Below are 12,086 nucleotides of genomic sequence, written 5' to 3'. Positions count from 1 at the left end.
CGGCCGAGAACGAAGCACCACGAGTCGCGTGGATACGACACGAGTCAAATTTCCAGGCAACGGCATTGTCGTACGTGGCAATAGACACACCGAAGAACGTGAGCTAGATACCACGCGAGCGGGTCACTGCCAGCGGGTGCTCGGTTGCGGAGATCGCCGCCATCGGTTCCCAAAGCGTGGTGGCAGCCCTATCGCTACCGAGAATGAAAACGCTCTGCCATAGCGAAGATCCCCATGCCTGTGACCATGGCGACGAAGAAAATGAGCGGCTTGATCCCCCCTACTGCCAGCGTCGCCAGTACCGGACCGGGGCAATACCCAGCCAGTCCCCAGCCGACACCAAATGCCAGGCCACCAAAGACCAGTCGCCGATCAATCTGTACCGAGGTCGGCAAGCGCATCGCGTCGCCCAGCAGGCTACGTTCCCTACGCGATGCAAAACGGAATGCCACGATGCCAACGAGTATCGCACCGCACATGACAAGCCCCAGCGACGGGTTCCAACGCCCCGCGACGTCGAGGAAAGCAAGCACTTCCGATGGATCAGTCATTCCCGATATGATCAGTCCAATGCCAAAGACCAGACCCACAAGCCCTGCCAGTATGTTTTTCATGCGGAGTGCCTTAAGCGACGAGGTGGCGGACGACAAAAACAGTGGCGAAGCCGGCAATCATGAAGGCGGCAGTCGCCACCAGCGAGCGTGGCGACATGCGCGACAAACCGCATACACCATGTCCGCTGGTGCAGCCTGAACCATAGCGAGTACATGGCCCTAACGTATTAAATCCACTTAGCATGATGTTGATCAAGGTTGACCGATGCAACATGGCTACATCCAAGGTAAGGTAAAACGCATGGTGCGCGCCCGCTTGCCCACATCAGCCGCCAGGCACCGCCATCCTCATGCTGCCGGCCGATCCTGGCAAAAAAAGCTGCGGAACCCTGCCATGCTGTTGAAGCGGCAGGATGCACGGACTGAGCCACATCCGGATTCACCTGGTCGCCTGGGCGCCATCACGCCCCGCAACGTGCCAGCCATACCTGAAGGAGCATGCCATGAAGCCCGAGACCAGCCTGCTGACCAACGATCCGCAGCTGCACAATCTGCCACTCGACAGCGGCCATACCGCATTGACGCCAATGAGCCAGTCGCTGCTCCAGGTGCTTGAACTACGGCGCAGCGAGCGTATTTTCTCGTCGCGCGCCGTGCCGATGACGATGCTGGCGCACCTGCTTTGGGCGGCGTGTGGCGTGAACCGCCAGGAGACAGGACAACGCACGGCGCCGTCGGCGAAGAACTGGCAGGAGATCGATATCTACGTGGCCCAGCAAGATGGGCTGTTTCTGTTCGAACCCGCTGCCGGCGCACTGCGCCAGCTGGAGCAACGTGATGTCCGTGCTGCCACCGGCTGGCAAGACTTCGTTGCCAGCGCTCCGGTCAACCTGATCTACGTTGCCGATCTTGCCAAAATGGATCAGGCACAGCGCTGGGAGCAAAAATTCTTTGCCGCGCTCGATACAGGCTACATCAGCCAGAATGTCTACCTGTTCTGCGCCGCCCAAGGCTTGGCGACAGTCGCGCGCGCCTGGGTAGACCGGCCGGCGCTGGCGCAGACGCTGGGACTGAGGGACACCCAGCGCATCATATTGGCCCAGACGGTGGGCTTTCCCGGACGCGCGACGCACGCGGCACCGCCGCAGGATGGGCGCGCAGATGGCGCGGCTAGCTGACGCGGTACCACTGCACCCGCACAACACCCCATGTCGCCAGCGCCTGGCCGTTAAAGGAAAACCATGAAAAGCTGCCTGATCGTCTACTATTCGCGCACCGGCGTCACTGACCGGGCAGCCCATGCACTTGCTGCGGAATGCGGCGCGGATCTCGAATCGCTGCAACCGCTACGGCCCTACCGCAACGCAGGCGGCTTTCTGCGCGCCGCATGGGAGGCCGAGTGCCACCTTCCGGCACGGATCGCTGCCGTACAACGGCGTCCGTCTGATTATCCATTCATCGTGCTGGGAACGCCGGTCTGGGCAGGCCACATGAGCGCCCCCATGCGCACCTATATCATGCAGCAGCGGCAGCACTTCCATCGGGTGAGCCTGTTCTGCACCATGGGTGGACGGGGTGGCGACAAGGCACTCGACGAAATGGCAGCCCTCTGCCACAAGGCCCCCATGGCCCGGCTATGCCTGAGCGAACAAGAGGTAAGAACGGGCCGTCATGTCGAACGGCTGCAGGCACTGGTAAGGGAATTGGGACTGCAAGACACGGCACTGCCCGCCTTCGACCTTGGCTTGTCTCCCGCCTAAGTGGAGCCTCAGAATCCGATGGTTCTGCAGATTGATTCCCAGGCATGTTTATCTCACGTGGCCGGCAAGCGCCAGATGAACGCGTGGCGATGCATCCCGCGTCCATGCGCTCGCCTTGGTATTAGCACGGCCAGGTCAACGGCACATGCGCTGCCGCGTTAATGTACGGGCAAGCCAACCCGTACACACCGGAGACTCTCAATGAAAATTTTTTTAGCAACGCTCGCCATGAGCGCCGCCCTCGCATCGCAGGCGATTGCACAGACCCCGACGACAGCACCTTCGGCCGCACCTAAACCGCCGGCAGCAGCGATGGGGAATCCGGCCACAGCCGATGCTGCGGCTATGGCCAAGTGCAAGGATGGGTCCGCACCGATCGGCCAATCCACACATGGTTGTCGGGGACACGGCGGCATGATGAGCAATGCAGCATCTGCCAAATCGGCGGCTGGAACGGCACCCGTGGCGGGCGCCGCCAGCAAGGCGACGCCCGCGCAGATGGCTCCGGGCGGCGGCGCCGGCAAGGTTTGGGTGAACACCTCGAGCAAGGTCTATCATTGCGAAGGTGACAAGTACTATGGCAAGACAAAAAAAGGGGAATACATGGATGAAGCCGATGCCAAGACGAAAGGCTTCCATGCAGAACATGGAAAGGCGTGCGGAAAATAACCCTGAGTAACGATTCACACGGACCGGATGATTGCAGGTCAGCGCATTGCTTGCCGATATACCCGTCCGGCCGTCCCTGGCGGGCATTTTTTTGCGCCTGCTGCCGTAGCTATTGGATAGATTTCCTATTGATAATTTTACATATCATGAGGGCGCGCAACGGCACGCCACCACGCCGCATCAGGAACAAAAGTGAAAATAGTATTGCTTGCGGCACTGGCAGTGTCCCTCACCCTTCCAGCCTTCGCGGGCGGCGGCCAGTCGGGCGGCCCTGCCAGCCCGTCGAACCACGCCGCGAAGGCCGCCACCGGCACCGGAGCAAAAACCGCCCACGAGCATATAGGCAGCTATACAAAAATGGATGGCACCCTTGTCAAGGAGCATGATCGCTCGAGCAAGGATGGCACAAAGTAGTCGCAATCAGCACAGCTCTGCGTGTCCGCCCCGCCGGCGTCTTCAGTTCTCCGAAGGTGGCGATGCGGCGTGGCACCGCGCACAGCCCATCCGCGCGAGATCGGCCGCGCTGGCGGCCGACGAGAATCGGCTGCGATTGCTGCCAGGATCGGATAGGAAATGGCGAGTCTTGGAATGCGTCTCTACTATTTAGGAACTGTAAAATGCAGTTACCAGTTACAAGAAACAGGCTGTCATTGGGTTTTACAGCCTGAAGACTGTATTGGTAACATTCCAGCAATCATTGCCGAGCATGGGCAAGCAGCAAGCGGGTCAGGTGGCGCGGTGGAATTTCAGCCAGAATGCTTCGCGGCAGCTACTATCAAAGCGCCGGACGGCTGGCAGCACCTCGATGGGCACCTGCCCGTTCGACGGTACCTCGTAGGTGATCCAGCACTCTGAGCAGGCCGCCTGCGATGGAAAGCTGTCCTCCTCGGACGTGCGACGCACCACCACGCCATTGCTGAAGTAATAGGTCGCCACCTCCTGCCGTACCTCGAAACCGTCTTCCTGCCAGGAGGTTTGCGCGATGTCGCGCCGCTCGATCACGGCCTGGCTGGGCAGGTTGAAAATGGCACCGATGTAGGTCAACAAGTCATTCATGGTCACATGGAAAATCGTTGGACCGCTCCTTCCGTGCATAGCATGCTGGCGACAGCGGCAGGAACGCGCAGGAATTGGCAGTGTAGCAGCAGCCGTGACGCGCACGCCACCCGCCGTCTTCCTGCCACCTCCGCAGTGCTGGTACCGCCAGCAGAGGCCCCTCGCTATCGGGACGTCAAATCGCCACTGCGTTCAGCTATCGTGCCAGCGAATCCTCGGACATGCCAGCAAAGACGGGCTTGGCTGTTTCATTAGCGATGGCCAAAGCTGAGATCGTGTACGAATGCCAGACTTGCCCCCGCGCCCATGGATCGAGACGGCAAAGGTTGAGACCGTATATGAAAGGCGGATCTGACCCCGCCCCGCTGCTGGCCAAGAGCACGAATGCGCGGGAAACCTTGGGCCGCCTGGCCAGCTTGGGGCAGACGGCCTGAGTACGGCGGCTTGAGGTGCCCCGGTGTTGCGGTACCCAGGATCAGTAACAATTTCACGGACGGAATGAGGCTTCGCCATTTCGACGAAACCTCACCATGTCGATGAAATGTCACCTATCGATTATCGCAACGAACCTTCTTTAAATAAATCCCCCTCATAACCCAGATCCATAGAGAATTTACCGGCATCAACATTTACCGTAAATTCACAACGTGTCCATGCAGGCTGATTATTACTGACCATGAATTGCTGATGTTCACCAACCAAATCAAGAAGTTTCTGAGTCTCCAAATCACTGATGGAGAAATTGCTTTCGGCGACTCCGTTATTTGAATAAAACTCAAATCGACCAACATCACCTTCAGGAGAAAGGACTGCAATCATCAAAATTATTTTTGCATCTTCCGGAGCGATATTATACAAATATTTTCCGACCTCATTAGATATTTCAATATCTTTCATCTTTCGATTCAACTTTCTATCTTTAAGTGAGATACCCGACCTCTCTGATCGGTCGTTATTACCTACTCCGGAGGCTGAATAGTCGCCGTTATCACAACATCAAATACGAATTCCATCAAGGGTTTGGTGAGTCTCGATCCACGCTTTTACCCACAACGGCTGGCGCCCGCGACCACTCCATTTTTGATCGTGATTGTCAGGGTTGCGATACAGAGCAGCCACAACCTTTTTCTCTCCCTTCGCTGCATTTTTTGGTGCGCCAGCGATCAACTGTGTCAGCGGCACGCCGACCCGCTGTGCAATTGCGAGCATTTCCGCACGGGCTTTTTCCAGCTCGTCTTTTTGTCGAGCCTTGATTTCTTGAATCGCTTGCGCTTCGAGCTTTTTTAACTCAGGCAACGATAATGATGAGATATCCATACGAACTCCTTGAAAGTAGTAAAAATTTGGGATGACGCCTTGATGTAACTTGAGCACGCAGGCCAAGTCAACGCCATTCTAAGACAATTCATACATGCTTTTGCAGTCTTCTTTCTCCTTGTACCATCGAAACATCTTGTTTAAAGGGGCCATTTCGACTGGAGCCATGCAACTGGCGGGGCAACAATAATGCGAATCACCGTTGCCACGCAGGCCGAAACATGGAACCGCGTTCCCCGTCTTTCGCATCGACCTGGCTTCTGGCCATGCTTCAGGGACAGACCTATGATGAGATCGCAGCGCGGTTTCGTGTAACCAAGTCGACTGTGTCCAAATCCGTCACGGATTTGGCGCGGGATCTGCAGACAGTCGTTGGTGTGGTCGGCCTCGATGAGGACTGTGCTCCCACTGCCCATGTCATCCGCGCGCATGGAAAAGACTACCTGGAGGCACTGGAACACTTCGTGCCGCTGGCGAAACAGGCCGCCACAACCTCACCGCCGATCATTACCCAGGCACACGTTGACCAGCTGGTGCTGCACACGGCACGGCATAGCCGCTGCAAACAGCGCGATATCGCCCTTCTCCTCATGCTTATCCATACCGGCGCACGTCCGAATGAGATCGCCAAATTGGCCGTTGCCGATTACATCGATGCGGCGGGCCAGCACCGCTCTCCGCCATGGCTGCCAGCCGGTGCCGCATCGAATGGCATAGCACGCCCGCTTCTGCTGCGCGACGCAACAGTTCTGTACTGGCTCGACGCCTATTTGGCGTGGCGTCTGGCTGCTCGATACGGTGTCAGCGATCAAAGCACATATCGGGGACTCCAGGGCGAAAGTAGCCTGTTTCTCAGCCGAACCGGTGCGTCGTTTAGTTCGTCATCAACGAAAGCTACCGCTGAAAAGGGCTTGCACGATGTCCTGCAGCGCATCTTCCGCTATGCCAATCTGCCTGGCCTGGGTGTGCAGTGTGCGCGCCGCTCCGTCGCGCATCGCCTGCACGCCGATGGCTGCACACACGAGGAGATCGCGTTTTATCTTGGGACACGCACCGGTGCCGTGCGACGCTTGCTGGCGACAGGTCCCCGCAAGCCTCCACGTCCAGGCGCCTTCCGCGCCTGAATTCGATCCATCCTGCCATCCCTTCACTACCTACGTTCGCTCGCCCCGTAGAAGAGCGTCTGGGCAAGGATTACGGGGTTGACTCGCTACCGGCCAATGAGAGGATGGTTCATCGCTTATTTTTATGTAAAGGAGACCATCATGGATAAGGAAATCGTCAATCGCTCGCTTGCGCAAGGCGCTCCGCCGACGGTCCTTGGCGAACGGCCGGCCCGCATTCCCACGGGCGGCACGATTCGGGCCGGCATCAAAGTGCTGACCAAGGCGGCCGCGAGCAATCCGCAAGCGAAGGCGATCTACGAGCAAGGGCTGGCCTCAAACTGTTCGTTTGAAGAGATCGGACAAAAGATTGCCGAGGCATTCCCGGACATCAAGACACCGCTGGTACCCAAAAATGTGGCCTGGTTCACCGTACGTCCGAATGACTTTCCCAATCCGGCCCTGGCAGCGCAGATTCTGGCAGCGTTTGGCGAAGATCGCGGCGACGGCGTCATCCGGCTGTATCGTTTTCCGGTTATTTTCCCGGCCGACACCTGGCAATTGGTCATGCCACATGAACTGGCCGCCTGGGCACGCAATGACAAGCGCTACTGGAGCGAATATGCGTCAGATGGCCATACGCGCTACTGCAAAATGTATGCACCCGTCCGTTTTGATGAGCGCAGCCAACGCGTGGTGCGCACCTTCGGCGGGCGACCAGTGCAACTACGCCCAGAAAACAATGGCGTCTGCGATCCAGAAAATTGCCCGGAATTTCAGAACCGGCAATGCAACCTGACTGGTAAATTCATTTTCTATATTCCCGGCATTGCCTCGATCGATGCTTTCGTCCTGCACACCAACAGTTTTTATGCCATGAGCCGCGCCATCGAGCGCTTTGAAACCATCTCCTTCATGCGCGGCGGCCGCCTGGCCGGTTTCCTCGATCAGCACCGCACACCCTTCTATTTCAGTAAAAAGCTGCGCGATGTCTCGCATATCGATCCAAAAACCGGGCAATCCGTGCGCAGCGCACACTGGATCATCGAGCTGGAAGCACCAATCGATGTCTCTTCCCTCCTGATCCAGCATGACGATGAAAGCGCTCTGCACCTGGCTGATCAGGCCGCCCATATCCTGCAGGGCCAAAACGAACAACAAGACGCGGCCTTAGCGTGTAGCGGTCCCGATGATGGATATGTCGTAACGCCGGAACAGCCCGCGGAGACCGGAGCATCTATACAGGAGCAGCCGACCCCTGAATCCATGCAGTCTGCGTTACCTGCGCAGGATGCCCCATCTACCGAAGATGAAGCGATCAGCACCCTGTTTGATCTGGCCGCGGCCTATGGCGTAGACCGGGATCGGTTTGGCCTCTTCGCTGACCGCCAATGGGGATCCGGCTGGCGGCGCAATGTCAATGGCCGCCAACGCGTGCTGGCGGAACTGGAACGCTATCAGAATGATCCTGAAGGCTTCTGCGACAAGGTCAACGCCCGCCTGCGCGCGTCAGACACGCCGTCATCCCGGCAGCGCGCTCCAACAGCGCCAGCCAAGGGAGAATAGGCATGCGCATCGCTCATTTTTCCGATTTGCACTATGCCATATCGACCTTGCCCGAGGTCGATACGTGCTTCACCTATGCCGTGGACCAGGCGATCGCAAGACAGGCAGAGGTCGCCATCATTACCGGCGATACCACCGATCATGCCCTGGATGCCCATTCGCCGGCGTTGATGGCGCTCGCGCGCCAGATCCGGCGCCTTGCCGATCATTGCCCGGTGCTGATGCTGCAAGGGACGTTTTCACACGAACCTCCCGGTACGCTGGATCTGTTTTCCCTGCTAGGGGGCCGTTATCCCATACACGTGGCCAACCGCCTGCAGCAGGTCACTCTCAACAGCCGGCGTGAATGGACGGCTTCCACACACTCGCGCTTCGATGCCAATGACTGGTGCGACACGGACTGCGCCCTCCTCTGCTCCTGCGTTCCGACCATGAACAAGGCGAATTTGGCCGCCAGTGTCGGTGCGGAACAAGCCGGACAGGCCATGGGACACTATCTGGCTGACCTTCTGTCCGGCTACGCGCCGGGCAATCTACTGGCGCGCCAGCGGGGCATACCCACGATCGCGCTCTCCCACGGTACCGTGATCGGCTGCATGACAGAACATGGGGTGCCGATGGCGGGAATGGACCATGAATTTACAGCTGGCGCGCTGTTTCAGGCACAGGCCAATGCGTTCATGCTGGGGCATATTCACCTGCATCAGGCGTGGGACCACAACGGACAGGTGATCGCCTACCCCGGCTCCATTGGACGCTTGCATTACGGCGAACAAGGCAATAAGGGTTTCCTGATGTGGGAAGTCACCGCGGACAGCGCTAGCTGCGAACTCGTCGCAACGCCGGCTCGCCGCACACTGGAGCTGGCGTTTGCCGGGCCACCGGAAATGGATGCACTGCACCAATACGTCGCTAGCCACCCTATCGAAGGCGCCTGGGTGCGTATCCGCTGGCAGTGCTTTGAAGAGGAACGTGCCACCATCGACCGCGAAGCGATCACGGCACTGTTTCGTGGCGCGGCAGGCATCAAGCTCGAAGGCCGCGTGCTCCCGATCACCCGTGCCAGAGCGGAGGGAATAGCACGCTGCCATCAACTTGAAGAGCAAGTGCATGCGTGGGCACAGCAGGTCGATACGCCAGCAGCTCCCCTATTGGCGTGCCTGGCCCAGCTAGCTATCCACTCACCCACCGACATTGCGATGGCTGCGCTGTCAAGAGAGGCAGTTGCAGGCGACGTTTGCACAAGCCGAGGCAACGCTGCGCGAAACGGGTCTGTGGAGCCTTGAGGCGCGCGTGCGACGCTTCATACTAAAGACCGGAAGACACTTTGACCAGGAGAGATCATCATGCGCCCCCTTTCCCTCACCTTGACGGGCTTCATCGGCATTCGCGACGGGATGAACAGAGAAACATTGACGCTCGATTTCGAGCACCTCACGGCCGGCGCCCAGCTAGTGGCCATCGTCGGCCCGAACGGACGAGGAAAAACCACTGTATTAGACAATATGACGCCCTATGCGACGATGCCATCCAAAGCAGGTGCTGACGGCCTTGGCAGCTTTTCCTACTATGACGAGGTGTATTTGCCGGTCAACCGCAAGGAACTGCTGTGGGAAATGGGCGGGCAGAGATACCGTACACAGATCATCATTCGGCTCAACGGCAAACGCAGGAGCGAGGCCTACCTGCATCAGTTCCGCGCTGGCGCATGGCAGCCCGCACAACTGCCGGACGGAACCGTGTCGGACGGTCGGATGGAATCCTACCAACGCTGCATCGAGGATATCGTCGGACCAGCCGCCACTTTCTTTACTACGGCGTTTTCGGCACAGAACAGGCGCCAACTGGCCCACTACAGAAACGCAGAAATCAAAGTACTATTGAGTGACCTGCTTGGACTGGAGCGCGTGCGTACCAAGGGTCTACAGGCTGCGGAGACGGCGAAACTGCTTCGCTGCGGGCTTTCCGGATTGCAGCAGGAGCGGCGCCTACTACAACAACAGATCAACGACAATCTCGAGGTATCACAGCAATTGAGCGTGCCTGACGACGTGCTTGACACCCTACAACGCCGTAGGAAGGCAGCATTGGCAGAGCTGGATGAAGCCAAAAACTTCCTGGCAACACTCAAGACGGAACAAGCCGTCGCTGCGACCTACGTGAACCAGCGCCAGCAGCTTAATCAAACACTTCAGTATCTGAGCGATCGCGTGCTGACAGCCAATCAGCAGATGGACGAGCGCGAACACGTCCTCATCACGGCACGCCAGTCCATGACCCAGCAAAACTTGCAACGGCGGCAAACCCATGCACAGGAGCATCAGGCGGCAACACGCAGGCATGCGAAGCTGCTGTTGCTCATATCCGATCACCGACGGGTGACCCGCGCCGTTCAACGGCTGCCGATCCTGGCCCGCCTCGTAGAATACCGTAGCAATCAGGCTGCAACCTGCCGCCAATCCCATAATCAGTATATGCAGGTAACATCACAGCGTGCGCTGGCCCTGCAAAGGATCGATGGGATCAACAGAGAAATCGGTGAGACGGTGTCTCAAACCCGCGCACTTCACCAGCGCCTCTCGCTCACCTCACTCGTTCCATGCGCGGGAACCGCGCTACAGGGACAATGCCAGCTCCTCGAACACGCCCGCGCAGCACGCCCCATCATTCCGCAGCACGAACAATCGCTGCGCCGCCTGGAACACGCCCAGCGCCATCAAACCGAGGTGCTGTCGCAGCTGGACGCGCAAATCGCAGCAATGCCGGACACAGCAGAGCGATTGGCACGAGCACTACGCCGCCTGGATCGTACTCGGGAGCGACGCTCAGCCAATCAGCAAGTCGCTGGGCGCGCCAGCGAGATCGAGCAGGCACGAGACAGTATCGACGATGTGATCCGCCGGATTCACCTGCTCGCGCAGGCCGTCGACCATGATACGGACACCGAAAAACAGGAAAAAGCACGCGTCGACAAGGAACTAGCAGCCATTGCAGGTGAGCGCGCTCAGATCGCGCGGGGTATTCGCATAGAACGTGAGCGTATTGAACAGCAACTCTCCGCGCTGCCTTTGCCGTTCGATCCGATTCGACTCGCGCAGACCGATCAGGAAATCGTTCACTGCACGGGCAGGCTGGCAGAGTGCGAAACACAACTGCACGAAGCGATCGGGCGCCAGCACCGCCTGACTGAGATTCAACGCCAGTTACTGGCTCACCGGCAAACGCTGGCATTGCTGGATGCCCGCATCGCTCATATTGAAGAACAAACTGCGACCTGGTCTTTGTTCGCCACATGCCTGGGCAATGACGGTGTGATCGCATTGGCCATTGACGACGCGGGCCCCGCCCTGTCGATGCTCACCAACGATTTATTGATGGCGTGCTATGGGCCACGCTTTACGGTATCCATTCACACGCTGCTGGAGTCGGGCAAAGGGCAATCCAGGGAAGGATTTGACGTCATCGTTCACGACGCCAACACCGGCTTCGCCAAGAGCGCTTCCAAGATGAGTGGAGGCGAACGCGTGTGGATCAACGAATGCCTCACGCGCGCCATGGCCTTGTATCTGGCCGAGTCTAACTGCCGGCGCAGCGAAACGCTCTTCTCGGACGAAGCAGATGGCGCCTTCGATGCCGAACATAAACGCATGTTCCTTGCGATGAAGCGCCAGGTCATGCAACTGGGTGGCTATCAACAAGAGTTTTTTATTTCACATACGCCGGAATTGTGTAATTTAGCTGATACCGTTCTCAACCTCGCCGAAAGCGCATGAATCCGTCAAAGTCAATGAGGGCTTTCAAAAGCATATGTAAGGTGTATGCAAGTAATTCTGGTGCGAGGATGTCCGCGAAATTACCAAGGCAATACTCGATGTCCCCAGTCAATGAGTCGCCCGCACTTTGCAAGCAATTCGACAACACAGCCTAGAAGACGACCTCGCAGCATATTGAACTCGGGTTGGCCAGCGTCCAACCAAGCTGCCAACTTGCCCCAACTATCCCCTATGGCCACAATGAGCAATAAAGCCATCGTGCACAGCAACACATTTAGTGCAGGACCA

General features: G+C 58.1%; 12 protein-coding genes and 1 pseudogene. 8 read left to right on the top strand and 5 right to left on the bottom strand.

Annotated features, from left to right (window positions below; all coding sequences use genetic code 11):
- Positions 1 to 194: 194 nt before the first annotated feature.
- Positions 195 to 614 (bottom strand): DUF6691 family protein, encoded by a 420-nt coding sequence (locus CSQ95_RS26795; protein ID WP_099411691.1) that lies wholly within the window; start codon positions 612 to 614, stop codon positions 195 to 197.
- Positions 615 to 624: 10 nt separating this feature from the next.
- Positions 625 to 774: pseudogene (locus tag CSQ95_RS30210) on the bottom strand (YeeE/YedE family protein); the annotation flags it as partial.
- 283 nt (positions 775 to 1,057) lie between these two features.
- Here CSQ95_RS30210 and CSQ95_RS26785 point away from each other — a divergent pair.
- The 4 genes from CSQ95_RS26785 to CSQ95_RS26770 all read left to right on the top strand — a co-directional run bounded on the left by CSQ95_RS26785 (position 1,058) and on the right by CSQ95_RS26770 (position 3,397).
- Positions 1,058 to 1,732: a SagB/ThcOx family dehydrogenase gene (locus tag CSQ95_RS26785; protein ID WP_099411690.1), complete on the top strand. Its 675-nt coding sequence runs from the start codon at positions 1,058 to 1,060 to the stop codon at positions 1,730 to 1,732.
- 63 nt (positions 1,733 to 1,795) lie between these two features.
- A complete protein-coding gene (locus CSQ95_RS26780; RefSeq protein WP_099411689.1) occupies positions 1,796 to 2,314 on the top strand; it encodes a flavodoxin in 519 nt (172 codons plus the stop codon).
- A 201-nt stretch (positions 2,315 to 2,515) separates the two neighbouring features.
- Positions 2,516 to 2,983, top strand: coding sequence for a hypothetical protein (locus tag CSQ95_RS26775; protein WP_099411688.1), 468 nt, complete (start codon positions 2,516 to 2,518; stop codon positions 2,981 to 2,983).
- A gap of 192 nt (positions 2,984 to 3,175) precedes the next feature.
- Positions 3,176 to 3,397 carry a hypothetical protein gene (locus CSQ95_RS26770; RefSeq protein ID WP_099411687.1) on the top strand — a complete coding sequence of 74 codons (222 nt, stop codon included), beginning with the start codon at positions 3,176 to 3,178 and terminating at the stop codon, positions 3,395 to 3,397.
- 312 nt (positions 3,398 to 3,709) lie between these two features.
- Here CSQ95_RS26770 and CSQ95_RS26765 read toward each other — a convergent pair whose 3' ends face one another.
- The 3 genes from CSQ95_RS26765 to CSQ95_RS26760 form a co-directional block, all read right to left on the bottom strand.
- Entirely contained in the window at positions 3,710 to 4,039 is a 330-nt protein-coding gene (locus CSQ95_RS26765; RefSeq protein WP_099411686.1) for a hypothetical protein, read from the bottom strand.
- A 555-nt stretch (positions 4,040 to 4,594) separates the two neighbouring features.
- Positions 4,595 to 4,936, bottom strand: a complete 342-nt coding sequence (locus tag CSQ95_RS29420; protein ID WP_143450093.1) for a hypothetical protein — start codon at positions 4,934 to 4,936, stop codon at positions 4,595 to 4,597.
- 99 nt (positions 4,937 to 5,035) lie between these two features.
- Positions 5,036 to 5,356 (bottom strand): H-NS family nucleoid-associated regulatory protein, encoded by a 321-nt coding sequence (locus tag CSQ95_RS26760; RefSeq protein WP_099411685.1) that lies wholly within the window; start codon positions 5,354 to 5,356, stop codon positions 5,036 to 5,038.
- 221 nt (positions 5,357 to 5,577) lie between these two features.
- On the opposite strand from CSQ95_RS26760, the gene CSQ95_RS26755 reads away from it, so the two are divergent.
- The 4 genes from CSQ95_RS26755 (at position 5,578) to CSQ95_RS26740 (ending at position 11,798) form a co-directional block, all read left to right on the top strand.
- Positions 5,578 to 6,480 carry a hypothetical protein gene (locus CSQ95_RS26755; RefSeq protein ID WP_099411684.1) on the top strand — a complete coding sequence of 301 codons (903 nt, stop codon included), beginning with the start codon at positions 5,578 to 5,580 and terminating at the stop codon, positions 6,478 to 6,480.
- A 141-nt stretch (positions 6,481 to 6,621) separates the two neighbouring features.
- Entirely contained in the window at positions 6,622 to 8,025 is a 1,404-nt protein-coding gene (locus CSQ95_RS26750; RefSeq protein WP_099411683.1) for a hypothetical protein, read from the top strand.
- Between the two features lie 2 nt (positions 8,026 to 8,027).
- Positions 8,028 to 9,311 (top strand): metallophosphoesterase family protein, encoded by a 1,284-nt coding sequence (locus CSQ95_RS26745; RefSeq protein WP_099411682.1) that lies wholly within the window; start codon positions 8,028 to 8,030, stop codon positions 9,309 to 9,311.
- 60 nt (positions 9,312 to 9,371) lie between these two features.
- Positions 9,372 to 11,798 (top strand): DNA repair protein, encoded by a 2,427-nt coding sequence (locus CSQ95_RS26740; RefSeq protein WP_099411681.1) that lies wholly within the window; start codon positions 9,372 to 9,374, stop codon positions 11,796 to 11,798.
- The last annotated feature ends 288 nt before the right edge of the window (positions 11,799 to 12,086 follow it).

This window comes from Janthinobacterium sp. BJB304 (assembly GCF_002735765.1).
Taxonomy (GTDB): domain Bacteria; phylum Pseudomonadota; class Gammaproteobacteria; order Burkholderiales; family Burkholderiaceae_D; genus Janthinobacterium.
The sequence above is the reverse complement of the archived record's forward strand: the minus strand, read 5'-3'. Positions and strand labels throughout refer to the sequence as shown.